The following is a 22,156-nucleotide window of genomic DNA, read 5'->3' on the forward strand; positions in this document are numbered from 1 at the left end:
TCAAAATGCGTTTGGTTCACAAGGTTCGAATCATGAGGTGAAAGCCGGACATCCCGGACCATTCCGCTCGAAATCATCCGACGGCGGCTCGAGCTATCTGCGGGCGAATGTCATCGCAATTCGGGTCACTAAATATAGTGTAGGAACCAGCGACAGAGCAGCGCTTGCATTGAGAAAAACGGACTGCGGCTGACTACGAAGATGCCGCTTCACAAACGATGCCGCCAGCATGGTTGCGGCGAGAATCCCCATAATGATTGCAGCGAATGTGAATAGCCACGGGAGCATTTGGAGGCTAAATCCAACGGATCCTTCAGTGGCGGAAGGAGGCACGCCGTTGCGGTAATCCGCCACTTGCTGCCACATGCGGATCGTTTCCAAGCTAACGGCACTCGAAATCACTCCGATGCCCAGTGCGATCGCACTCAGGTAATTGGTGGAGTATTCCGGAGAGTTGGACATGGAAACAAGGGGCGACGATGATCAAACCATCGCCAAACACCCCGGACAATTCTGCGCGAAATGATGCGGCTCGATTTCATCGAGGGATGGTGATTTATCCGTTAGGCATAGTTCCGGCTTTCCGAGACGGTTTCGGGGTTGGAAAGAACATCCCGGGACCGGCCGAGAGAGATCGGGTGGGAGGCCGGGGATTGTGTAGAGCAGTTCGCCCTTGGGGTGGCTGGCGGGGATGGATTTCAGCAACGACCGGGTGTAGGCGTGCAGCGGGTGGCGAAACAGCTCGGCTTTCGGCGCGCTCTCGACGATGCGCCCGGCATACATCACGTTGATGTGGTCACACATTTCCGAGACGACGGCGAGATCGTGGGTGATGAAAATGACGGCGGTGCCGAGCTCTTTCTGGCGGTCGCGAATGAGGTCTAACACCTGCTTCTGCACCGTCACATCGAGGGCGGTGGTGGGTTCGTCGCAGATGAGAAGTTCGGGTCGGGTGATGAGGGCCATGGCGATCATCACGCGCTGGCGCATGCCGCCGGAAAATTCGTGGGGATAGGAGTGGATGCGCTTCTCGGGCTCCGGGATGCCGACTTCGGCGAGGGCGTCGATGGCACGGTGAAGCGCTTCCTTGCCGTGGCAGTTTTCATGAAGCGCGAGCGGCTCGGTCAGTTGCGCGCTCACTTTCATGAACGGGTTGAGCGATGTCATCGGATCCTGGAAAATCATCGAGATGCGCTTGCCGCGGATTTTGCGAAGCTGCTTTTCCGATGCCTTGAGGAGATCTATGCCGTCGAATAGCGCCTGCCCGCTATGAATCCGGCCGGGAGGCTGCGGGATCAATCCGAGCAGCGAATAGCAGGTCACGGATTTTCCCGAACCCGATTCGCCGACGATGCCGAGCGTTTGTCCGGGATCGACGGAGAAGGAAACGTTTTCCACCGCATGGACGACGCCGTTGCGGGTGTGGAAGCGGGTGGTGAGGTTCCGGACGTCGAGCAATGCCATGACGTGGCGGAGTCTGGTCGCTACGGGGAAAAACGCAAGCCCAGCGCCGCTTCGATCGATGCCACGATGTCTTCGGCCGTGGATTCGATCTCCACGGTGACGCCTTCGTCGGGCAGCGGTTGCTCCAAGGTCGCGAGCTGGCTCTCTAACATTCCGGTCTTCATGAAATGACCGGCGCGTCCGGCGAGCCGAGTTGCGAGAGTTGCCGGGTCTCCTTTGAGATAGGCCAAAACCACGCCGGGTGTGCCGACGCCGAGGTTTACGCGATACATCCGTTTCAAGGCCGAGCACGCCAGCACGGTCAAAGCATCAGGCGGAGTGGCATCGACCACTTCGGTTCGCAACCGATCCAGCCATGGCGCGCGGTCGGCATCGTCCAAGGCCTGACCTGCCGACATTTTCGCGACGTTGGCGGGCGGATGAAAATCATCGGCGTCGAAGAACTTTCCGCCGTTCCTTGATGCCAGCAGCGCGCCGACCGTGGATTTTCCCGATCCGGCGACTCCCATGACGACGATGACTCGCGGTTTCTCCATGCGGCGGATCGTCGGGATTCCGGCGGCTGATTTCAAATCCGAAGTTGGGATTGCCGACTTCGGGAAAACCCTGCTAATTGGCCCCGAATGAAAGCCCTGCTGCTCACCGCGCCCTCGACCTTCGATTTCACCGAAGTCCCTGATCCGTTAGCGGGTCCCGGCGAAGTGTTGATTGACGTCAAAGCCTGCGGCATCTGCGGCAGCGACATCCACGGCATGGACGGCCGCAGCGGCAGGCGCATCCCGCCGATCGTGATGGGGCATGAGGCGGCGGGAATTATTTCAGCGCTGGGCGAGGGAGTGAGAGATTGGAAAATCGGCGACCGCGTGACCTTCGATTCCACGGAATTTTGCGGCGAGTGCGAGGAGTGCCAGCGGGGGAATTTTAATCTCTGCGCGAATCGGAAAGTGCTCGGTGTTTCCTGCGGCGATTACCAGCGGCATGGATGTTTCGCCGAACAAGTTGTTTTACCAACCCGCATTCTCCACCGCCTCCCGGACTCGCTGAGTTTTGAAAAAGCGGCTTTCGCCGAGCCTGTCGCCATCGCGCTGCATGCGGTGAATCTCGCGCCGGAAACTTTCGACGAGCCTGCCATCGTGATCGGCGCAGGATTGATTGGTTTGTTAGTCATCCAGGCGCTCAAGGCTCGCGGATGGAAAACCGTCATCGCCGTGGATCTCGATGAATCCCGCCTCGCTCTCGCCAAGCAACTCGGCGCATCCGAAACCTTCTCCGCCAAACAGGAAAATCTGGCAGCCCATCTCCGCTCGATCTGCGACGGAGATGGCGCGCAAGTGGCCTTTGAAGTCGTCGGTGCCGCTGCTCCGGTGGACCTCGCGATTCGCAGCGTGTGCAAAGGCGGGACCGTGGTGTTAGTGGGAAATCTCCAGCCAAGCGTGCCCATGCCGCTGCAGGAAGTCGTCACCCGCCAGATAAGTTTGAAAGGTTCCTGCGCGTGTGCCGGAGAGTATCCCGAGGCGATCCGGCGTATTGAAGATGGATCGATTCAGGTCGAGCCGCTGATGAGCGCGAGCGTTTCGTTAGGAGACGGCGCGGAATGGTTCGCCCGGCTCGCCAACAACACGGAAGGTCTTCTCAAAGTCATTTTGAAACCATGAAATCCTTCGATCTATCGGGCCGCACGGCCCTTGTCACCGGAGCCAGCCGCGGGCTTGGCGAACGCTTTGCCCTGACCCTCGCCGAAGCCGGCGCGGACATCATCGGCACCAGCCGGAATCTGGCGGCGCTCGATGGCATCCGCTCGCAGGTGGAAGCGTTAGGCCGGAAGTTTTTTCCCGTGGCTCTCGATGTGGGTTCGTTCGAGAGCATCCAATCCGCCGTTAGTGAAATGAAATCGCAGGTGGAGCGCATCGACATCCTCGTCAATAACGCGGGCTGCAATGTCCGCAAGCCTGCGACGGAGATCACCTGGGACGATTGGAACCTCGTCATGGACACCAACCTGCGCGGCACATTCTTCGTCGCCCAGCAGGTGGCGGCGCAATTCATGATCCCGGCGCTATACGGCCGCATCATCAACATCGGCTCGGTCACTTCCGTCGCCGGTTACGCAGGCCTCGCTCCCTACTGCGCCAGCCGCGGCGGGACCAAACAACTCACGATGAGCCTCGCCGACGATTGGGGAGTGCATGGTATCACCGTGAATTGCCTCGCACCCGGATGGTTCAAGACCGCCCAGAACGCGGTGATGTATGAGGACAAGGAATGGGTGGAATATCTCAGCGACCGCATCCCGCTGAAACGCCCCGGACAAACCGGCGATCTCGATGGCCCGCTCGTTTTCCTCGCCTCCGAAGAAAGCCGTTACATGACCGGCCAGCTCCTCCTCATCGACGGCGGCATCTCCACCGGAGCCACCCGCGCGGTGCCGAAGAAGAAATGATGGCACCTCGCAGATGTCGCGGAAGTGCGCTTGCGGGGGGCAGGCAGGAAGTGTTAAATGAGCAGTATGGAAATCGCTGAAATCATGCGGGAAGTCCGAAAACTACCGGATGACCAGTTGCTGGCCTTGGCCGCCCAAGTGGATGAAGAAGCCGCACGCGCCGTGGACCATCGCTTTGAAGCCATGGTGCGCGATGGCGGTTTTGCGAATCTGGCGGAGGAAGCACTGCGCGAGGAGAAGGAAGGTAAAACGGTTCCTTTGAATGAAGTCCTCGACCAGCACCACATTTCGTAAGCAGTTTGCGGAATTGGAACCTGACGTGCGCCGCCGGGCTCGCAAACAGTTCAGGCTGTGGCAGGATGACCATTGGCATCCATCGCTGCATTTCAAACGGGCCGGAGCCTATTGGTCGGCACGGGTGGATCGCGACCACCGGGCGCTTGGTGTTGAAAGTGATGGAACCATCGTGTGGTTTTACATTGGAAAACACGATGGATACGAGCGGCGCATTTGAGCGGGGAGTCGGAGATTTTCGCACGCCTTCGGGATTTTTGTTAGCCGATGATCAAATGTGCTTCGATCCATTGCGCGACCTCCGAAAATTTTCCATCCGCCACCTTCTTTCCGAGAACCAGAACCGGCACCTGCTCGCGGGTGTGATCGGTTCCGGGGTGATAGGGATCATTGCCGTGATCGGCGGTTAGGATCACGAGGTCGTCCGCTTCCACCTTGCCGATGAAGCCGCCCAGCCATTCATCGAACTCGCGCAGGCATTGCGCGTAGCCCTCCGGATCGCGGCGGTGGCCGTAGAGCGAATCGAAATCCACGAGGTTGGCGAAGATGAAATGCGGTTCCTCCCGTTTCTCCGCCCACAGCCGGGCTATCACTTCCATTCCTTCGGTATTCGATTTCGTGGGATGCGATTCGGAAATGCCCGAGTCGGCGAAGATATCCGAAATTTTCCCCACGCCGATCGTCGTCACGCCCGCGGCCTGCAATCGGTTCAGCACCGTCTCACTCGGCATCAGCGAGTAGTCGTGGCGGTTTCCCGTGCGTTTGAAATCCGCCGCCGAGGAACCGAGAAACGGCCGCGCGATCACCCGGCCGATCCGGATGCCGCGCTCGTCCAGCAGCGCCCTCGCCGTGTTGCAAAGCTTCCACAAGCGCTCCAGTCCGAACACCTCCTCATGGGCCGCGATCTGGAGCACGCTGTCGGCGCTGGTGTAGAGAATGGGCTTTCCGGTGAGGAGATGTTCCCCGCCTAACTGAACAAGGATTTCCGTTCCGGATGACGCGCAATTCCCGATGAACTCCACGCCACCGCGCTTTTCCAATTCCGCGACGAGGTCATCGGGAAATGCTTCGAAGGTCGCGAACGCTTCGTCCAGCGCGCAGCCCATCAATTCCCAATGACCGGTCGTCGTGTCCTTGCCCGCGGAGGTTTCCGTCAGCCGGGCCCACGAGGCGTTTTCCAGCGTTTGAACTTTCCCTGGAAGGGCGAGCACATCGGCCAGTCCCAGGGATTCAAGGTGGGGGAGGGAAAAGCCGGGGATGTTCCCATACAAGTGTCCCAAAGTATTCGCGCCACCGTCGCCATAGTCCGCCGCATCCGGCGCGTCACCACAGCCAACGGAATCCAAGACGATGCACAAGGCGCGTTTCATGGATTCCTTCTAGCTTCGGAAATATAAGGGTTCCAGCGGATTGTGGGCCGCGATGGAAGGAAGACTTTTTAACCGCGGATTTCACGGATGAAGAGGATGGAAGAATTAGAATGAAGGTTCCGATTTCTTGGATACTTCTCTTATCCATGTTATTCGCGAAATCCGTGGTTAAAAATTTTCCTCATCACGCATAACGGTTGAAAGTCGGCGGGCGGAGGAAACCGACGAGGGTTTGGCCGGAGGCTCTGGCGAAATCGATGGCGAGGGAGCTGGGGGCGGAGATGCCGGCGACGGCCGGGATGCGGGCGGCGAGGGCCTTCTGCATGATCTCGAAGGAGACGCGGCCGGAGACGAGCAGGAAGGATTTTTCCAGATCGAGGCCGTGGTGCAGGGCGTGACCGATGACCTTGTCCGTGGCATTGTGGCGGCCGATGTCCTCGCGCACGACGAGGAGCTCGCCGGTTTCTGAAAACAGTCCGGCGGCGTGGAGGCCGCCGGTGGTGTCGAAGGTGCTTTGGGCGGAACGGAGTTTTTCGGGGGCCGCGAGAAATGCGGCATCGGAGATTTCGACGCGTGGATGGATGGGCGGCGATTCGGTGAAGATCGCGTCCAGCGTCGCCTTGCCGCAGAGGCCGCAGGAGGAGCCGGTGAAAAAGTGTCGGGTGAGTTTGTATAGATCGACGGTGACGTCGTCCTGGAGAAACAACAGCACACGGTTTTCCTCCGGACGCGGCTCGATTTTCCGCAACTGAGAGACTTTGGAAATGATCCCTTCCGTGACAAGAAATCCCGTGGCCAGTTCCTCGTCGTGGCCCGGCGTCCGCATGACGACGGCGACCGGATGCCCGTCGAGCCGGATTTCCAACGGTTCTTCGACCGCCACTTGATCATGGGTTTCCTCTGATCCGCCGGGGTGGCGGCGGGTGAGGGGAATCGTGCGGGAGGTTTCCATTTTTCCAGCGTGCCAGTTCCGGGGGACTCAGCAACTCAACATTCTCGGGTGGTGAAACCGAAACGCGGAGGCGGGGAGGTCGGAGAGAGAGGCGCGTAGAGGTTGTTGGCGAAGATTCCGAATCTCAGCGTCTTCCCTCCGCTGCCTCTGCGTCTCCGCGTTTCGCTTCATCCTTCAAGTTCTTCTCTTTACCACCGGTGGATTCGCCGCTAATTCCGTCTCGCAATGCACGGATTTTCCTACAAAAACGGCTCACTTTTCTGCGAAGACGTCGATCTCTCCACCTTGGCTGCCGAACACGGCACCCCGCTCTACGTCTATTCCGCAGGCACGATCATCGACCACTACACGCGCCTCGATGCCGCGCTGAATGGCGTCGATCACGAGGTGGCCTACGCGGTGAAGGCGAATTCCAATCTCTCCGTGCTCCGTTTGCTCGCCACCAAGGGCGCGGGTTTCGACATCGTTTCCGGCGGCGAACTTTTCCGCGTCATCAAGGCGGGTGGCGATCCGGCGCATTGCACATTCGCCGGTGTCGGCAAGACTCGTGACGAAATCGTTTATGCGCTCGAAAAGGGCATTTACTCCTTCAACGTCGAGAGCGAGGAAGAACTCCGCTACCTCGACCAAGTCGCCGGCGAACTCGGGATGATCGCCCCGGCGGCCGTCCGCGTGAACCCGAACGTGGACGCGCACACCCACAAATACATTTCCACCGGCAAGTCCGAGAACAAGTTCGGCGTCGATTTCACCGTCATCGCCGATCTCTACGAGCGCGCTTCGAAGGAGCTGAAAAACATCAAGCTCCGCGGTCTGCAAATGCACATCGGCTCGCAGCTTACATCCATCGCGCCGTTCATCGAGGCCGTCGATAAAGTCATCCCGCTCGTCACCTCGCTGAAGGAAAAATACGGCATCGAGTTCTGGTCCATCGGTGGCGGCATCGGCATCATTTACAAGCACTCGCTCGAATCCGGCTCAATCAGCTGGTGGGAAAATCAGCCCATCGACGAGCGTCCGCTCACCATCGAGCGCTACGGTAAGGAACTCCTTCCCCGCCTGAAAAACCTAGGGTTGAAAATCCTGCTAGAACCCGGCCGCTATATCGTCGGCAACGCCGGCGTCCTTCTAACGAAGTGCCTCTACGAGAAAAAAGGCTCTGCCAAGACCTTCAAGATCGTCGATGCCGGCATGAACGACCTCATCCGCCCGGCGCTTTACGAAGGCCATCACGAAATCGTGCCACTCGCCAAGCCGTCCTCGAGAGAGCTCGTCAAAGTCGATGTTGTCGGCCCGATTTGCGAAAGCGGCGACTTCTTCTGTCAGGATCGCGATCTCCCGGATTTCCACGCCGGAGATTACGTCGCGCTGATGTCGGCCGGAGCCTACGGTTTCGCCATGGCCTCGAACTACAACTCGCGCCCGCTGCCTGCGGAAATCCTCGTGGAGGGAGAAACCGCCACGGTCATTCGCAAGCGCCAGACGCTGGATGATCTAATCGACGGGGAACTGTGAGTTCCGAAGCGCCGCGGCGGGTTCACGTCCAGTTGCACCTGCTGGTGGCCTTGCTCGCCACGACGGCGATCTTGGGGCATCTGATCTCGCTGTCGGCGATCCATCTGGTCGTCTGGCGGACGTTTCTGGCATCCCTGGGAGCGGCGTTCTGTGTGGCGGTCGTTTCGCGGAAAAGTCTGCGTCTGCCGGTTAGGCAGGCGGCTTCGCTGTTGGGGATCGGTGCCATCGTCGGGCTGCACTGGCTGTGTTTTTTCGGAGCGATCAAACTGGCTAACATTTCCATCTGTCTGGCCGGACTGGCGACGATTTCGTTTTTCACCGCGTTCACCGAGCCGCTGTTGGAAAAACGCCCGGTGCGGCCTTTGGAAGTGGCGTTGGGGCTGTTGGTTTTGCTCGGCATCGTCGTGATCGCGGGATTCGAGCGCGGGCACCTTGCCGGACTCGGCGTGGCGCTTCTGAGCGCGCTGCTGGCGGCAATTTTCCCTGTGCTCAACCGCTGGCAGGTCAACGAGGCGCGGCATGATCCGATGTTGATGGTTGCTTGGGAAATGACCGGAGCGTGTCTGATCTGCCTGCTAGGACTTGCCGTTTTCGAGGGGCCGGCGGGTTTCGGCAAACTCCTCCACTTGCAAGGTCTCGACTGGGTGTGGCTGTTGCTCCTCGGCTGGGTTTGCACCGTTTTTGCCCATGGATTCCACATCCACCTGCTGCGGCAGCTCAGCGCCTATACCGTGAATCTCGCACTGAACTTCGAGCCGATTTATGGCATTTTCCTCGCCGCGGTCCTGTTCGGCGAGCACCGGCAACTGCATCCCGGATTCTTTGTCGGCACGGCCGCGATCCTGCTGGCGAACATTCTCCATCCCGTGATCCTGCGAAGGGTGAAATCCAAAGGCTAAGGAGGCACCACACTTCTGTGGTACAGGCGAATGCTCGATCCTTGAAAAGCGCGGAGCTCTTCATAAGGACAACCCATTCTCATCCACCACAGAAGTGTGGTGGCTCCCTAGCAGTCCGTCCTTGCGCTCGAAATTCCTTTGAATGCAAAGCCATCGAGATCCGTCGGTCCAAGATGAGAAAATTCCTACTTTCGATGGCCGGGGTGTTCGCGATTGCTTCGATCACCGGATTTGCAGCCGAACCCACCCAGGACTTACTGCCGAAGGAGGCGGTTAGGTTGATTGCCATGAGATCAGACGTTCAGGAAAACACCATCGAGATTTCGTTCATCGTCGATGGCAGCGCGAAATGTGGCGAGGGCTTCGAGGTCAAACACGTCCGCCGCGTCGCCGCGATCCTGCCGGTGCGGGATGGCTCGTTGCTAAGACGGAAGCTGGTTTTCTACGACCTCTTTTGGAATGAATCGCTCGGCTGGTTCATGTGGGAAAGCCGCCAGGAGCGGACGGGTGAGGCGGTTTACCTGTGGAGCGAGTTGAAAGGGGAAATTGTGAACGGGTGACTCTTAATCTCAAGGAGGGGCGGTCTCCGAACCGCCCAAGCCCATGAAAAGCCAATGAGATGAGGCCAGCCACAGATCATTGACCTCCCATGGGCTTGGGCGATTCGGAGATCGCCATTCCTTGACCTTGGCGTCGTTCGGGAAACACTCCGCGGACAATGAGCGGGTGGACGGAAGAAATTTTGAGGAAGGCGGCCGCGTGGCAGGCATTCAAGGAAGGCAAGGCCCTGCTTGATAGCGGGATGGTGGTTGAGGTGAAGGCGGGTGCGACTGGCTGGCAAGGCACCGTCCGGATGGGAAAGCGGCTGATGAAAGTCAGCGTGGTGGTGAAATCCCCGACCTACCTCGACACGAATTGCCCCTGCTCGGACAACCAGCGCTCAGGCTCGTTCTGCTGCCACGCCGTCGCTACCGGACTGGCGACACTGAAGCCCGTCGCAGCCCCCAAACCGGCTCAAACGGCCGTTCAAAAAGCCGCCCCGTCGCCCGTGGTCGCCGTCCCTTGGCAGATTCTCCTGCCGCTCAACTGGCGCGAAGCCCTGAGCCGGGGGAAATTTGCCGCCACGCTCGCCATCGCGAAAGGCGAGGAAATTTCCCCCGCCGATGACCGCCTGAATGCCTGGCTCGCCAAGGAAGGCGTCGTGAAAAAGGAAATTCTCAGCATGAGTCTCGACGGGCCACGCGTTCCGGCGTTCCTCGAATCCATCGCCGATCACCCGCGGCTGGCGGCGGGAAAGGATCGGCTTTCCATCCAAATCCGCTCGGGCGAGCGGCTGCAACTAATCGGCGCGGATCACGGCCAGAACCAAATCCAACTCGTCCCGGACCCTGAATCCGGCACTTGGACCGAGATTGGCGGCTCGTTCTGGCAGGTCACGGAAGACTCGGTGACCCGGGTGGGCGAGGGGAGTATCCCGGCGAATCTTGCCTCCGCCTTCGCCGACCTGGCGCGGGGGAAATCGATAGAAATCCCGACCCAGCAGTTCTTCAACCACCTCGACTCCTGGCAGGAGTGGGTCCATTTCCCGGAAGGCTCTTGGCTCGACAGGCTGCATTTCATTCAAGCTCCCGCCGTTTTCGAACTATCGTTGGAGGGCTCGCTCCAGCATCTGGAAGCCCAGCTTGCCGTGCGCTACGGAGCGGCTGCACCGGTGCCTCCGGGTTTGGGAAAAGTCGATGGCCTGCCTCGACTGACCGGCGACCATTGCGAAGTCCGGGATCTGCCCAAAGAAGAACAAGCTGCTACCCGGTTGATGAAAGCGGGCTTCGCGGTGGAGAATTTTTCGAGCGGCCGTTGGGTAATGAAGGGGGAATCCGCGATCCTTGATTTCCTCACCCGCTCACTTCCGCTGCTGCGCAAGGAGTGGTCGGTCGTCGAAGGCGAGCGATTCGGTCACGTCCAGAAGCAGGTCACCGTGGTCTCGCCGAAAATCGAGATTCTTGGCTCCGGCGAGGACTGGCTGAGCTTCGATTTGTCATTTCAAACGAGTGATGGACTCTCGTTTCCAGCTGCAGAAGTCCGCCGTTTGTTGCGGGCGGGGAGTGGTTCCAAGCAGGCGGGTGAGCGTCGTCTGATCATCTCCGACGATCTGGCGAATGTCATCGATCCGCTCTTCTCAGATCTCGATTTGAGGCAGGAAAACGGTCGTTTCATTGCCTCAGCGCGCTCTGGAGAGCTTATCCGTGAAATCCGGAATAAAATCAACAAGTCGCAAACAGGCAATGATCAACCTGTTTCGTTTACATTCGATTCACCGGCCACTTTGCACGCCGAGTTGAGACCTTACCAGTCGCTTGGTGCTGGTTGGATGTTCGACCGAGTCCAGCGCTTCGGAGGAGCCTTGCTGGCTGATGACATGGGTCTGGGGAAAACGGTTCAAACAATCGCTTTAATCGAGCGGGTGTTTCAGGAGGATGCCAAAGATTCGGGAGTTGCGATGGTGGTGGCGACGGCCTCGTTGCTCGGAAACTGGAAGGCGGAATTCGCCCGCTTTGCCCCAGGCCGGATGGTCCGGATTCTTCACGGCACGGGCCGGGATTCGGAGCGGGAGAAGGTTCAGTCGGGCGATGTCATTCTCACCAGCTACGGCACCTTGGCTCGCGACCTGGCATTTCACCTGAAGCGCGACTACCGGGCGGTGGTGGTGGACGAGGCCAGCTTGATGCGGAATCCGGACACGGACCACGCGAAAGCGGTCTCCAAACTTCGAGCCACCTGCCGCATCGCCCTGACCGGAACGCCCATCGAAAACGGCGTCAAAGACCTCTGGTCGATTTTCCGTTTCATTCAGCCGGGTTGGTTGGGCGGGCTGGCGGATTTCAAGGAGCGCTACGAACAGCCGCTCGTCACCGGTGAATCGGCAGGAGCGGTCGTCGAGCGGCTGCGGTTGAAAATTTCCCCCTTCCTGCTGCGGCGCACGAAGGAGCAGGTGGCGCCCGAATTGCCGTCGAAGCTCTTCATCGACGAGTTCTGCGACCTCAGTCCGGACCAGCAGGGAGTTTACAAACAACTGTTGGTCGAGGGTCGCAAGCGCGTCGATGCCGTGGCGGATTCCGGCAACAAAGGTGCGGCAAGAATGCAAATGCTCACCGCGTTGCTCCGGCTTCGTCAGACGTGTTGCGACCTGGCGCTGCTTGGGAACGAAAAATTCAATCAACTGTTGGTGCCTAAACGTTCTGCCAAGCTCCAACGCTTGTTGGAGTTGATCGAAGAAGCGGTGAATGGAAATCACCGAATGTTAATCTTCAGTCAATTCCAGAAACAATTACAGGAAATCGAGAAATGCATTGCCGAGCGCGGTTGGGAGAGTTTGCGGCTCGATGGACAGTCCCGGAACCGCCAACAACTTGTGGATAAGTTCCAGCAACCCGACGGCCCGCCCGTATTTCTCATCAGCCTCAAGGCCGGTGGCTACGGTCTGAATCTCACCGCTGCGGACACGGTGGTTCACTTCGACCCCTGGTGGAATCCGGCCGCCGAAGCCCAGGCGACCGACCGGGCCCACCGGATCGGGCAGACCCGACCCGTCACGGTTTACCGTCTCCTTACCCGCGGAACAGTGGAGGAAAAGGTCGTCCGCCTTCAGGCCAAGAAACGCGAGCTCGCCTCCGCCATCGACGAGAACGGCGCGGGTGACGCGCCGAGTTGGAGCATGGAGGAGCTGGAATCGATGCTTGCTTGAGGTGAGGGTGTGTCCCGGCTGTCTCAGCCGGGAACCGATCCACCTCACTTAGGCTGAGACAGCCAGAAACGCATTCCTAGCTGGCCAGGCGGCTCACTTTTTCGGTGCTGCGGCTTTTACCCAGGCGGAAAACTGGCTGGGATTGATTCCGTCATGAAAGCCGTTATTCGCGAGTTGCTTGCCCGTGGAGTCTGTCAGGAAATACTTTGGAAAACCGGTGACGCCGAATTCCTTGGCGAGTTTCTCGTCCTTCTTGTTGTTCGGAGTGCCGCCTGGACCGTAGTCGAGCATCAGCAGGACAAGATTTTGGTCGGCGAACGTTTTGAACTCGGATTGGGAGAAGACGTCTTTTTCCAACTTGATGCAATAGGGGCACCAAGTGGTTCCGGTGAATAGGACGAGGATCGGCAGGCCGGTTTCCTTGGATTGCTCCTGGGCCTTGTCCATCTTGGTCAACCATTTCGCCTTGCGGTCGACGGCGACGGTCGGCTTGGTTTCAGTGGTGGCGGCTGCTGGTGAGCTTGCCTTGTTGCCTTTGACGAAATCTTGGTCGGCAGACGATAGTTTCGTTTGGGGAAAGGTGGTGAGCTTGCCGCTGCGCAATCGGACAGTGACATTGTCGCCCTCGGCCTTGACGAATTCGGCATCGATGGTGACCCCTTCCGAATTGGTCCAAGTTCGGAATTCCGCATGGAGAGGGGTGGTCAGAACCGAAGCGGTGAGAATTAGACTGAAAAATACCTTTTTCATAAGGCGTGATTCATCACCCTTTTTCGGGCAGACGACAAGGTTTAAGGTGGACGCTTGAATTGGATATTTCGCAAATTTCCCCCACCCCGGATTCGGGCTTGCGCCCCGAAAGTCGCTTCTATTGACTCCGCCATGGCAGAGATTTCTCTCGGACTTTCATTTGATGACGTGCTTCTGGTGCCGGCTTTGAGCTCGGTTTTGCCCGGTGAAGCGGATCTTTCCACGCACGTCACGGCGGGGATTCCTTTGTTCCTTCCCGTCGTTTCGGCGGCGATGGACACGGTTTCCGAACACGATCTGGCGATCGCCCTGGCCCGCGAAGGCGGCATGGGCGTCATCCACCGGGCTTGCCCGATCGACGAACAGGCGGCGATGGTTTACCGGGTCAAGCGCTCGGAAAACGCCGTCATTCAAAAACCGCACACCGTCCGCAAGGAAGACACCGTCGATCACGTCCGTGCGGTGATGGCGAAGAACGGCTTCTCCGGATTTCCCGTGATCGATGGCGACGGCCGGCTCGAAGGGATGGTCACCGGGCGCGATGTCCGCTATTTGGATCGCCCTGACGCCACCGTTGCCAGTGTGATGACTCCACTCGCGAAGCTCGTCACCGCTCCCCCGAACACCAGCCTCGAAGAAGCCCGCCGCATCCTCTATCAAAACCGAATCGAAAAGCTCCCGCTCGTCCATCCGGACGGACGTTTGGCCGGACTCATCACCGGCTCCGATATCGAGAAGCGCATCACTTTCACCAACGCCGCGAAGGATGACAACGGCCAGCTTCGTTGCGGCGCGGCTGTCGGCGTCGGACCGGATTGCATCGACCGCGGCCGAGTCCTGATCGACGCCGGGGCGGACGCTCTTTTCATCGATGCAGCCACCGGCCACACCCGCCACGTCATGGAGGTGATCGGGAAACTCCGCTCGCTTTCCAATGTCCCGGTGGTCGCCGGAAACGTCGTCACCGAGCAAGGCGCGCGCGATCTGGTCAGCGCCGGAGCGAGTGCGGTGAAAGTCGGTGTCGGTCCTGGATCGATCTGCACCACCCGCGTCATTTCCGGCGTCGGCATGCCGCAGTTCACCGCGATTCAAAATGTCGCCGGCGTCTGTCGCGAACACGGCGTGAAAGTCATCGCCGACGGTGGCATCCGTTACTCGGGGGACATTGTCAAAGCCATCGCCGCCGGTGCCGACCTCGTCATGTTAGGCTCGCTTCTGGCAGGAACCCGCGAAAGCCCCGGTCAGACGGTGCAGTCGCAAGGCCGTCGTTTCAAAACCTACCGCGGCATGGGTTCCATCGGAGCCATGCAAAAAGGTGCGGGCGACCGCTACGGCCAGAACAGTTCCGGCAAACTCGTCGCGGAGGGCGTCGAAGGCCGCGTGCCCTACAAAGGCCCCCTGTCCGACGTTATCTTCCAACTCATGGGAGGCCTCAAATCCGGCATGGGCTACGTCGGTGCCGCCACTCTCACCGAGCTCCGCGAACGCGCCAACTTCGTCCGCGTCACTGCCGGCGGTCTTCGCGAAAGCCACGTCCATGACATCGTCATGACCGAGGAGCCCACGAACTATCAGCCGCTCAGCTAAGTCACGAGTCATGGGCCACGAGTCATGAGTAAAATTTTCTTCACCCGTGACTCATCAACCCATGACCTCTCAACCTCTTTAAAAATGCACGAAACCAATCACGTCGCCGTTCTCGACTTCGGCTCGCAATACACGCAGCTCATTGTCCGCCGCGTGCGCGAGCTTGGGTTTTTCGCCAAGCTATACGCCATCGAGGATTTTCCGGACATCGGAAAACCCGGAGCGATCATTCTATCAGGTGGCCCGAAGAGTACGAGCGAAGCCGATGCGCCGGATCTCGATTTCGAGGCACTCAAGGCATTCAATGTGCCGGTCCTCGGTGTCTGTTACGGCATGCAGCTTCTCAACATAAAGTTCGGCGGCAGCGTCGAAGCCAGCAACCGCCGCGAATACGGTCCCGCCGATTTGTTCCCGGCCGCAAGCGTCGGACTTTACGAAGGAATTTCCGCTTGCTCTCAAGTCTGGATGAGTCATTCGGACACAGTGAAAATCCTGCCGGAAGGCGCGAAGGTCATCGCTTCTAACCAACATGGCACGCCTGTTTCCCTGCAATGGCACGACTTATTCTTCGGCATCCAATTTCATCCGGAAGTCACGCACAGCCACGAAGGCTTGCAGATTCTGAAAAATTTCCTCGATCACGCCGGCGACCTGTTGCCGTTCGAAATCGATGACTTCAAGCGCGAGATGATTGCGGACATTCGCGAAAAAGTCGGTGACAAGCAGGTCGTCTGCGGCGTCTCCGGCGGTGTGGACAGCACCGTCCTCGCTGTCCTCCTCAAGGAGGCCGGCGTGAAAACACGGGCGATTTTCGTCGATAACGGATTGCTCCGCAAAGACGAGGCCGCCGTGGTGCAGGAGAACTTCAAACGCATCGGCTTGGAAATCGAAACGGTCGATGCTTCCGAGAAGTTTCTAACTGCCCTGGCAGGTGAAGGCGATCCGGAGAAGAAGCGCAAGATCATCGGCAACATGTTCATCGAGGTCTTCTGGGACGCGGTGGGTGATGCCGAAATGCTCGCGCAGGGCACACTCTATCCGGACGTGATCGAGAGCGCTTCGAACGCCAAGTCCAAGGCCTCGGTCATCAAGACCCACCACAACCGCGTGGCGAAAATTCTCGAATTACAGGCTCAGGGCAAAGTGCTCGAACCCCTCGCCGAGTTATTCAAAGACGAAGTCCGCGAACTCGGCACCGCGCTCGGCATTCCCGAAGACATCCTCCAGCGCCATCCGTTCCCGGGCCCTGGCTTGGCGGTGAGGTGCCCCGGTGAAGTCACTCCGGAACGCCTCCGCATCATCCGTGAGTGCGATGCCATTTTCATCGGCAAGCTCAAGGAGCACGGCTGGTATGACCGGGTATGGCAGGCGTATGCCGGTCTGATTCCGGTGAAAACCGTTGGTGTGAAAGGTGACGAACGCAGCTACGAATGGGCTACAAATCTCCGTGCCGTCGTTTCCGAAGACGCGATGACTGCCGACTGGGTCGAACTTCCCGCCATCCTTCTTCGCGAGACCAGCCACCGCATTCTTAACGAGGTCAAGGGCATCAACCGCGTGCTCTACGACATCTCCACCAAGCCGCCCGCGAGCATCGAGTGGGAGTGATCTAAGGGGAGGGGACGTCTCGTCCCCTCGCATGGACGAGACGTCCATGGCCCTCATTGGAATCCAATGAACCAGCCTCCCGACAACCGCGCGGTTTCCCCCCTGTTCCGCGTTTTCGGCGGGGAGGAGGTTCGCGTGGCTGCGGATGCCCGCGAGACTTCAAACTCGCGAGGCATGCATCTCGGCGAATACCGCGCTTTTTCGGTTCTCATCCCGCTCACCTTGTTCGTCGCCATCGGCGCTTGGTTGTCGTCGATGTTGGTAACGATCGCCGGTTGGTTGTTAGCGATTCCGATAGCCATTCTCGCGCTGAATATCCTGCCCTTCGTTCTCTTCGCGAAGAGCCCGCTGACCCAATGGCGGATGTGGTCCTCGCTCTGCCTGCTCTGGGCGATTTTCCATTGCCGCAGCGCGGGTCTGGCAGGACTTTTCTCCTACACTTGGATCGCCATGATGGTAATGGGAGTAGTCGCCGATTGCATCTTGGCTTTTCAGGAACTGATGGCTTTCCCTGGCAAATGCGGCATCGTTTGGCGGATCTCGGCGGTGATCCTTTTGCATGCCGCCGCGATCGCCGTCGGTTTCAAATTCGGCTGGCCGTGGGGAATCGCGGGAGCCGCTGCCATCGCCGCCGGATTGTGTTGGGCGGTCCTCAATCCATATTGCCAATGGCTAGGTCCCGTCTATCGGACGACTTCGCGCGATGAAATCCTCATCACCATCGACGACGGCCCCGATCCCCACGACACTCCGTTATTGCTGGATCTGTTGGACCGCCATGAAACCAAAGCCATCTTCTTCATGATCGGCGAAAAAGTCCGGGCGCATCCCGAATTCGCCCGCGAGGTCATCCGCCGCGGTCATGACATCGGCAACCACACGCTCACTCATCCTGCGGGATCCTTCTGGTGCGCCAGCCCGTGGCGGACTTGGCGGGAAATCGCCGGCGGTCAGCAAGCCATCGAGGAAACGGTCGGAAAAAAGCCCCGCTTGTTCCGCGCGCCGGTCGGCCATCGGAATCTATTCACTCATCCCGTCGCCAAGGTTCTCGGCTTGGAAGTCATGGCATGGAATCGGCGCGGCTACGATGCGGTTGAGAAGGATGCCGGAAAAGTTCTCGCGAGGATTCTACCGGATCTAACGAACGGAGACATCGTCCTGCTTCACGAGGCCACGCCGATTGCAGCGGAAGTCCTCGCCGGAGTTCTCGCTCGGGCCGTGAAATTGTCGCACGGGAAAATCACGGACTGATCATTCCCCAGAGCGAGATTGAGAACTGGTTGCCAGTGAATCGTTGTTCCAACAGAAAACTCGGTCGGTAGATCGTCCGGAGACTTGGGCGGGTGGCGACATAACCTGGAACGACGAAGAACCTGCCGCCGAAATTCTGACAGTCCTTGCGGATCTTGGCATAGCCGGCGAAATAGGTGAGCAGGAGCACCGCGCAAACGAGCAGACTGGCCGTATGGCTTTTTTTGATCGGGATCATGAATGTTAGAGTGAGGTTGATTTCTCCAACGCTTTCACCCTCTCCTTGATCGCGAGACCGAAACGGTCGGCTTGGACGAGGTAGTTCCAAGTGTTGGCTTCTTCACCGGTTTTGTGGGAGGCCGCGAGCCATTCCTTTTCCTTTCGCGGGCGGAGGACTTCGCTGCGACCTACTAACACGCGAACGATTTCCGCCGCTGGAGGTGAAACATCGAGCGGCAGCACGCGGTCGGTCGTTTCACGTGGTAGGACCCAGAAAACGCGGAGTCCGGGGGCTTCAAAGTAGCTGTGCCACCAGGTTTCAACCATGGCGCCTGCTTCGGCATCGGTGAGGCCGCAGCGGGCGAGACCGGCTTTCATGGCACGATAGAGCGGTTCGGAGAAACCGGCAGGCTCGTCTTTCAGATCGGATTCCGGGATGGAAATGGAACCGCCTCCGTCAAGCCCGCTGGTTTTCTCGGTCCAGCGGAGTTTCCCATCGACGATCTCGAACGCGACCAGATAGGGAATGCGGCCGCCGGTGTTGTTCTCGAGATGAAGGGTCTCATCGGCGTTCACGGTGGTCTTCAATCCAGGATCGAAACGGCCGACACCGCGATAAAAGAGATAGCCCTCGGTTTCCCCGTTACTGCTGCGGACGGCGTTGGTCACGGGCTGGCGGGCACGCAGCCAACCGAGACTGTCGCCGGGTTTGAAAAGGACGGTGTCAGGGGTTTGATCGGGAGTGAGAATATCGATGTCCCACTCGATCGCTCCTTGATAGGATTTGTTAAAATCCAGCGTCCACGCGCTGAGCGGAGTGGGCTTGTTAGTCGGATCGGACGAGGGGGCTGGCTCGGGAAGTGTCTCGCCACCCGATCGTTGCGGATACCATTGGCTGATGGTGCCGCCGTTGAAACCGACCTTCACTTTCGCATGAATGGGAGCGTTTTCGTTGGAATGGAAATAGATCACCGGCGTTTCCATTTTTACGGTGACTCCGGTGAGTGGCCTCTTTCCGAGACCTTTGAACGAGGATGGAATACCCAGGGTGCCGTGTTTTTGATAGATCCGGCTGGCCTCGGCCATGTCGGGAAATTGGCCGTTCTCCAGACCGATGTGGGCGTGGGCGAAAGCCGGGAGTGTTTCCTCCTCGCGCTCGAGACCGGATAGCAAGGTGCCGTCGGAGCCGGAAACGGTGGTGAAGGTGCCCCACTCGTGAAGCTGATAGATCGGCCAGGCGTGGGCGGCGGTGGAGAAAAGCAGGAGGAGTGCGGATGTTTTCATGACATCCGGAGAAATGCTCCCGAAAGCTTCCTCACTCAAGAAGCATCGATCCTGTTTACGGAGATTTTACAGAAGGCGTAATCTCCGCCACCGCGCATCAGGCTAACGGATACTCGCCATCATCGTCCATGCCGATCCAGCCAAGACGGCCAAAGGCGCGGAAAATGGAGGCGGCGGGTTCGCCGTCTTCCTCGCCCTCACCATGTTCGATGGTCGCAGAGCTGCTGAGACCGCGGTTGCATTCGATGCTGATGACGGTGGTGTAGCTTTCCAGATAGATCCAATCACCCCAGGCCTTCGATTCATGACGGGGTTCGAGGTGTTCCTTGCGGAGCGACGCGAGAATCTCGCTGATGGTGCTGGGGGTGTCGGATTCGGGGAGCTGGATGAGGGTTTCCATGAGGAAGGTGGTCGAAGGGGAATGGGAAGCGAAAGTGGTTGTGGGGAGTCTGGCGGAAATTACGCGGCGGGTCGAGTTTCGTTAGCGAATGTGGCTTCGCACAGTTTCGCATAGGCTCCGTCAAGTGCAAGGAGCTCATTGTGCGTTCCTTGTTCAATCAGTTGCCCGTGTTGCAGGACGCAGATGCGGTCGGCCTTTTGGACGGTGGAAAGACGATGGGCAATGACAAAGCAGGTGCGGTCGGAACGAAGATTTTCCAATGCTTGCTGGACAAGCCGCTCGGTGTGGTTGTCGAGCGCGGAGGTGGCCTCGTCGAGCAGGAGCAGCGGGGGATTTTTCAACAACGCGCGGGCGATGGAGAGCCGTTGTTTTTCGCCACCGGAAAAGCGGCTGCCGCGTTCGCCGGCGATGGTATCGAGTCCGTCCGGGCTGGCGCGGACGAAGCCGGAAGCGTTGGCGGCATCAAGCGCGGCCCAGATTTCGTCGTCGGTCGCATCTTGTTTTGCGAGTTGGAGGTTTTCGCGCAGCGTGGTGTTGAAAAGGAAACTTTCCTGGGTGACGTAGCCGAGTTGGTCGCGCAGCCATTCCTTGGAAATCGTGTCCAGCGGCACGCCGTCGATGAGGATGCGTCCGCCGGTGGGATCGTAGAAACGGGTGAGCAGGTTCAGCACCGTGGATTTCCCCGCGCCGGTGGCTCCGACGAGGGCGATGGTCTCGCCGGGAAGAGCCTCCAGAGCGAGTCCGCGGATCGTCGGGGAATCTTCGGAATAGGCGAACGTGACATTTTCGAATACCACATGACCCCTCATCAGCGCGGGGCGGACGCCTTCCGTTAGATTGGTTTCATCCGGGGTGTCGATGATCTTGAAAACCCGTTCCGCCGAGACGATGCCGCGGGTGAAAGTCTGGGCCAGCGTGTTGATCCGGGAAATGGGATCGAACAGAAATCCCCAGGCGACAAGGAAGGAAACGACGACACCCGGCTGGATGCTACCTTGCAGCGCGAACCACGCACCGAACGCGACCATCAGGATGATGCCGGACTCGGCGATGAACGAGACGCCGGGCCAGACGAGCGACTGGCCGCGCATGACGTTCATGGTTTTTTCTCCGACTTTTCGCGAGGCCTTGTCGAAGGATTCCAATGCCTGCGGTTCCACGGTGTAGGCCTTGATCTGGCGGATTCCGGCGAGGTTGTCGTGGAGGATGGCATTGAGCGCCGAGGTGGCTTCCGAGGATTCGCGCCACATCGGCTCGGAACGGCGGCTCCACCAGGTCGTTAGAATGGCGATGAAGGGCAGGGGAATGAGGGTGACCAGCGTGAGCTGCCACGAGTGCCAAAACATGTAGCCCATCACGATGAGGAACTGGAGGATCGCGGCGATGGCCTGGTCCACGCCCTCGATGATGATACGGTTGGTGGTGGGCACGTCGTTGGCGACGCGCGACATGATTTCGCCCGAGGAGTTAGAATCGAACCATTTCACCGGCAGGCGCTGGAGCTTGTCGTAAAGCTCGACGCGGATGAGGTGGGTGAGTTTCAACTCCAGCGAGTTGTTGTAATAGGTGCGCAGCGTGAAAAGCGCCTGCCGCAGCAGGATCGCGCCGATGCCGATCGCCGCGGTGGGGACGATCAGGTCCGGCCGTTTCTTCCCGATGATCACGTCGATGAACTGCATGGTAATCCCCGGCAGAACCAGCACGAGGACCGTGCATACGACCGCCATCAGCAATGAAAGCGCGCTTTGCAAAGGATAGCGGAAAGTGTGGCGGAGGATCCGCACGAGAATGGCCATGGTGACAACGTGAACCCTTGTCCCTGCGATTGGAAAGGGAAAACGCAACTCACCCTCAGGGAAAATCCGACGTGTCCGCGCCGATCCGGATCATTGGTGGAGACCTCCGTTCACGTCACCAGTGGCTTGGCCGCATTCTTCAGCGGTAAACATCCCGACGATGCCGGATTTTCACCACTAGGATGATCAGCCTCTCGTCCTCAATATCGTAAATCACGCGGTAGTCTCCGACTCTGACACGCCAAGTGTGCTCCGAGCCGACAAGCTTCTTGCAGCCCGCCGGGCGAGGGTCAACCTCCAGGGATTCGATCACCGCCAGGATCTTTGGAATCCACATCCGGTCAATCCCCCGCAGATCCTTGCTAGCGGACTTGGTGACATCAACCCGGTAGGAGTCCATCTGCGGTCAATTGCTGCTTGAGCTCCTTCAGCGAAATCCGGTCGTCATCCCGCCGTTCCGCAACTGCCGCGAGATCCGCCACATCCTCCATCAGATCCTCATAGTCGGCGATCGGGATGACGACGGCGACCTTCTTGCCTTTTTCATCGGTGAGGAATTGGGTGGTCATGCGGGGAATCTACCAC

Annotated in this window: 23 protein-coding genes; 11 read left to right on the top strand and 12 right to left on the bottom strand. The window is 59.0% G+C overall.

Annotation, left to right across the window (positions count from 1 at the left end; genetic code table 11):
* Positions 1–93: 93 nt before the first annotated feature.
* The 3 genes from ABIQ96_RS25645 to ABIQ96_RS25655 are packed head-to-tail and all read right to left on the bottom strand — an operon-like array spanning position 94 to position 2,000.
* Positions 94–462 carry a hypothetical protein gene (locus tag ABIQ96_RS25645; RefSeq protein WP_348217514.1) on the bottom strand — a complete coding sequence of 123 codons (369 nt, stop codon included), beginning with the start codon at positions 460–462 and terminating at the stop codon, positions 94–96.
* Between the two features lie 21 nt (positions 463–483).
* Complete coding sequence (locus ABIQ96_RS25650) at positions 484–1,464, bottom strand: ABC transporter ATP-binding protein (protein WP_348217515.1); 981 nt, start codon at positions 1,462–1,464, stop codon at positions 484–486.
* Positions 1,465–1,484: 20 nt separating this feature from the next.
* The gene (locus tag ABIQ96_RS25655; protein ID WP_348217516.1) at positions 1,485–2,000 is read right to left on the bottom strand and encodes a gluconokinase; all 516 of its coding nucleotides are present in this window, start codon (positions 1,998–2,000) and stop codon (positions 1,485–1,487) included.
* Positions 2,001–2,087: 87 nt separating this feature from the next.
* On the opposite strand from ABIQ96_RS25655, the gene ABIQ96_RS25660 reads away from it, so the two are divergent.
* From ABIQ96_RS25660 to ABIQ96_RS25675, 4 genes are all read left to right on the top strand, one after another.
* Positions 2,088–3,119, top strand: coding sequence for a galactitol-1-phosphate 5-dehydrogenase (locus tag ABIQ96_RS25660; RefSeq protein WP_348217517.1), 1,032 nt, complete (start codon positions 2,088–2,090; stop codon positions 3,117–3,119).
* Positions 3,116–3,904, top strand: coding sequence for an SDR family oxidoreductase (locus ABIQ96_RS25665; protein ID WP_348217518.1), 789 nt, complete (start codon positions 3,116–3,118; stop codon positions 3,902–3,904). The genes ABIQ96_RS25660 and ABIQ96_RS25665 overlap by 4 nt, the downstream gene beginning before the upstream one ends.
* Before the next feature lie 84 nt (positions 3,905–3,988).
* Positions 3,989–4,198: a hypothetical protein gene (locus ABIQ96_RS25670; RefSeq protein WP_348217519.1), complete on the top strand. Its 210-nt coding sequence runs from the start codon at positions 3,989–3,991 to the stop codon at positions 4,196–4,198.
* A complete protein-coding gene (locus ABIQ96_RS25675) occupies positions 4,167–4,418 on the top strand; it encodes a hypothetical protein (RefSeq protein ID WP_348217520.1) in 252 nt (83 codons plus the stop codon). The genes ABIQ96_RS25670 and ABIQ96_RS25675 overlap by 32 nt, the downstream gene beginning before the upstream one ends.
* A 40-nt stretch (positions 4,419–4,458) precedes the next feature.
* Here ABIQ96_RS25675 and ABIQ96_RS25680 read toward each other — a convergent pair whose 3' ends face one another.
* Positions 4,459–5,568 carry a phosphopentomutase gene (locus tag ABIQ96_RS25680; RefSeq protein WP_348217521.1) on the bottom strand — a complete coding sequence of 370 codons (1,110 nt, stop codon included), beginning with the start codon at positions 5,566–5,568 and terminating at the stop codon, positions 4,459–4,461.
* Between the two features lie 184 nt (positions 5,569–5,752).
* Positions 5,753–6,520: a formate dehydrogenase accessory sulfurtransferase FdhD gene (gene fdhD, locus ABIQ96_RS25685; protein WP_348217522.1), complete on the bottom strand. Its 768-nt coding sequence runs from the start codon at positions 6,518–6,520 to the stop codon at positions 5,753–5,755.
* 225 nt (positions 6,521–6,745) lie between these two features.
* On the opposite strand from fdhD, the gene lysA reads away from it, so the two are divergent.
* From lysA to ABIQ96_RS25705, 4 genes are all read left to right on the top strand, one after another.
* On the top strand, positions 6,746–8,035 hold the full coding sequence (lysA, locus tag ABIQ96_RS25690) for a diaminopimelate decarboxylase (protein ID WP_348217523.1): 1,290 nt from the start codon (positions 6,746–6,748) through the stop codon (positions 8,033–8,035).
* Complete coding sequence (locus ABIQ96_RS25695; protein WP_348217524.1) at positions 8,032–8,934, top strand: DMT family transporter; 903 nt, start codon at positions 8,032–8,034, stop codon at positions 8,932–8,934. The genes lysA and ABIQ96_RS25695 overlap by 4 nt, the downstream gene beginning before the upstream one ends.
* 287 nt (positions 8,935–9,221) lie before the next feature.
* Positions 9,222–9,494 carry a hypothetical protein gene (locus tag ABIQ96_RS25700; RefSeq protein ID WP_348217525.1) on the top strand — a complete coding sequence of 91 codons (273 nt, stop codon included), beginning with the start codon at positions 9,222–9,224 and terminating at the stop codon, positions 9,492–9,494.
* A gap of 158 nt (positions 9,495–9,652) precedes the next feature.
* Positions 9,653–12,676 (top strand): DEAD/DEAH box helicase, encoded by a 3,024-nt coding sequence (locus tag ABIQ96_RS25705; protein ID WP_348217526.1) that lies wholly within the window; start codon positions 9,653–9,655, stop codon positions 12,674–12,676.
* A gap of 93 nt (positions 12,677–12,769) precedes the next feature.
* On the opposite strand, the gene ABIQ96_RS25710 is transcribed toward ABIQ96_RS25705, so the two are convergent.
* The gene (locus ABIQ96_RS25710; RefSeq protein ID WP_348217527.1) at positions 12,770–13,426 is read right to left on the bottom strand and encodes a thioredoxin family protein; all 657 of its coding nucleotides are present in this window, start codon (positions 13,424–13,426) and stop codon (positions 12,770–12,772) included.
* A 132-nt stretch (positions 13,427–13,558) separates the two neighbouring features.
* Between ABIQ96_RS25710 and guaB the strand changes: the two genes are divergently transcribed.
* From guaB to ABIQ96_RS25725, 3 genes are all read left to right on the top strand, one after another.
* Positions 13,559–15,013 carry an IMP dehydrogenase gene (guaB, locus tag ABIQ96_RS25715; RefSeq protein WP_348217528.1) on the top strand — a complete coding sequence of 485 codons (1,455 nt, stop codon included), beginning with the start codon at positions 13,559–13,561 and terminating at the stop codon, positions 15,011–15,013.
* A gap of 84 nt (positions 15,014–15,097) precedes the next feature.
* The gene (gene guaA / locus ABIQ96_RS25720; protein WP_348217529.1) at positions 15,098–16,621 is read left to right on the top strand and encodes a glutamine-hydrolyzing GMP synthase; all 1,524 of its coding nucleotides are present in this window, start codon (positions 15,098–15,100) and stop codon (positions 16,619–16,621) included.
* A gap of 66 nt (positions 16,622–16,687) precedes the next feature.
* A complete protein-coding gene (locus ABIQ96_RS25725; protein WP_348217530.1) occupies positions 16,688–17,872 on the top strand; it encodes a polysaccharide deacetylase family protein in 1,185 nt (394 codons plus the stop codon).
* Here ABIQ96_RS25725 and ABIQ96_RS25730 read toward each other — a convergent pair.
* The 6 genes from ABIQ96_RS25730 to ABIQ96_RS25755 all read right to left on the bottom strand — a co-directional run bounded on the left by ABIQ96_RS25730 (position 17,862) and on the right by ABIQ96_RS25755 (position 22,140).
* Positions 17,862–18,110: a hypothetical protein gene (locus tag ABIQ96_RS25730; protein WP_348217531.1), complete on the bottom strand. Its 249-nt coding sequence runs from the start codon at positions 18,108–18,110 to the stop codon at positions 17,862–17,864. The two genes, ABIQ96_RS25725 and ABIQ96_RS25730, sit on opposite strands and share 11 nt — an antisense overlap.
* Positions 18,111–18,115: 5 nt before the next feature.
* Positions 18,116–19,375 carry a hypothetical protein gene (locus ABIQ96_RS25735; protein WP_348217532.1) on the bottom strand — a complete coding sequence of 420 codons (1,260 nt, stop codon included), beginning with the start codon at positions 19,373–19,375 and terminating at the stop codon, positions 18,116–18,118.
* Between the two features lie 97 nt (positions 19,376–19,472).
* Entirely contained in the window at positions 19,473–19,775 is a 303-nt protein-coding gene (locus ABIQ96_RS25740) for a hypothetical protein (protein WP_348217533.1), read from the bottom strand.
* Positions 19,776–19,834: 59 nt separating this feature from the next.
* Positions 19,835–21,571: an ABC transporter ATP-binding protein gene (locus tag ABIQ96_RS25745; RefSeq protein WP_348217534.1), complete on the bottom strand. Its 1,737-nt coding sequence runs from the start codon at positions 21,569–21,571 to the stop codon at positions 19,835–19,837.
* Positions 21,572–21,710: 139 nt separating this feature from the next.
* A complete protein-coding gene (locus ABIQ96_RS25750; RefSeq protein WP_348217535.1) occupies positions 21,711–21,971 on the bottom strand; it encodes a type II toxin-antitoxin system RelE/ParE family toxin in 261 nt (86 codons plus the stop codon).
* The gene (locus tag ABIQ96_RS25755; RefSeq protein ID WP_348217536.1) at positions 21,952–22,140 is read right to left on the bottom strand and encodes a hypothetical protein; all 189 of its coding nucleotides are present in this window, start codon (positions 22,138–22,140) and stop codon (positions 21,952–21,954) included. Before ABIQ96_RS25755 ends, ABIQ96_RS25750 begins: the two co-directional genes overlap by 20 nt.
* Positions 22,141–22,156: the final 16 nt, after the last annotated feature.

Origin of the sequence: Luteolibacter sp. (assembly GCF_039920825.1) — a bacterium.
Lineage (GTDB): Bacteria > Verrucomicrobiota > Verrucomicrobiia > Verrucomicrobiales > Akkermansiaceae > Luteolibacter.

Coding starts and splice junctions, on each gene's coding strand:
- ABIQ96_RS25645 (WP_348217514.1), bottom strand. CDS start 462: ATGTCCAACTCTCCGGAATACTCCACCAATTACCTGAGTGCGATCGCA.
- ABIQ96_RS25650 (WP_348217515.1), bottom strand. CDS start 1,464: ATGGCATTGCTCGACGTCCGGAACCTCACCACCCGCTTCCACACCCGC.
- ABIQ96_RS25655 (WP_348217516.1), bottom strand. CDS start 2,000: ATGGAGAAACCGCGAGTCATCGTCGTCATGGGAGTCGCCGGATCGGGA.
- ABIQ96_RS25660 (WP_348217517.1), top strand. CDS start 2,088: ATGAAAGCCCTGCTGCTCACCGCGCCCTCGACCTTCGATTTCACCGAA.
- ABIQ96_RS25665 (WP_348217518.1), top strand. CDS start 3,116: ATGAAATCCTTCGATCTATCGGGCCGCACGGCCCTTGTCACCGGAGCC.
- ABIQ96_RS25670 (WP_348217519.1), top strand. CDS start 3,989: ATGCGGGAAGTCCGAAAACTACCGGATGACCAGTTGCTGGCCTTGGCC.
- ABIQ96_RS25675 (WP_348217520.1), top strand. CDS start 4,167: ATGAAGTCCTCGACCAGCACCACATTTCGTAAGCAGTTTGCGGAATTG.
- ABIQ96_RS25680 (WP_348217521.1), bottom strand. CDS start 5,568: ATGAAACGCGCCTTGTGCATCGTCTTGGATTCCGTTGGCTGTGGTGAC.
- fdhD (WP_348217522.1), bottom strand. CDS start 6,520: ATGGAAACCTCCCGCACGATTCCCCTCACCCGCCGCCACCCCGGCGGA.
- lysA (WP_348217523.1), top strand. CDS start 6,746: ATGCACGGATTTTCCTACAAAAACGGCTCACTTTTCTGCGAAGACGTC.
- ABIQ96_RS25700 (WP_348217525.1), top strand. CDS start 9,222: ATGAGATCAGACGTTCAGGAAAACACCATCGAGATTTCGTTCATCGTC.
- ABIQ96_RS25705 (WP_348217526.1), top strand. CDS start 9,653: ATGAGCGGGTGGACGGAAGAAATTTTGAGGAAGGCGGCCGCGTGGCAG.
- ABIQ96_RS25710 (WP_348217527.1), bottom strand. CDS start 13,426: ATGAAAAAGGTATTTTTCAGTCTAATTCTCACCGCTTCGGTTCTGACC.
- guaB (WP_348217528.1), top strand. CDS start 13,559: ATGGCAGAGATTTCTCTCGGACTTTCATTTGATGACGTGCTTCTGGTG.
- guaA (WP_348217529.1), top strand. CDS start 15,098: ATGCACGAAACCAATCACGTCGCCGTTCTCGACTTCGGCTCGCAATAC.
- ABIQ96_RS25725 (WP_348217530.1), top strand. CDS start 16,688: ATGAACCAGCCTCCCGACAACCGCGCGGTTTCCCCCCTGTTCCGCGTT.
- ABIQ96_RS25730 (WP_348217531.1), bottom strand. CDS start 18,110: ATGATCCCGATCAAAAAAAGCCATACGGCCAGTCTGCTCGTTTGCGCG.
- ABIQ96_RS25735 (WP_348217532.1), bottom strand. CDS start 19,375: ATGAAAACATCCGCACTCCTCCTGCTTTTCTCCACCGCCGCCCACGCC.
- ABIQ96_RS25740 (WP_348217533.1), bottom strand. CDS start 19,775: ATGGAAACCCTCATCCAGCTCCCCGAATCCGACACCCCCAGCACCATC.
- ABIQ96_RS25745 (WP_348217534.1), bottom strand. CDS start 21,571: ATGGCCATTCTCGTGCGGATCCTCCGCCACACTTTCCGCTATCCTTTG.
- ABIQ96_RS25750 (WP_348217535.1), bottom strand. CDS start 21,971: ATGGACTCCTACCGGGTTGATGTCACCAAGTCCGCTAGCAAGGATCTG.
- ABIQ96_RS25755 (WP_348217536.1), bottom strand. CDS start 22,140: ATGACCACCCAATTCCTCACCGATGAAAAAGGCAAGAAGGTCGCCGTC.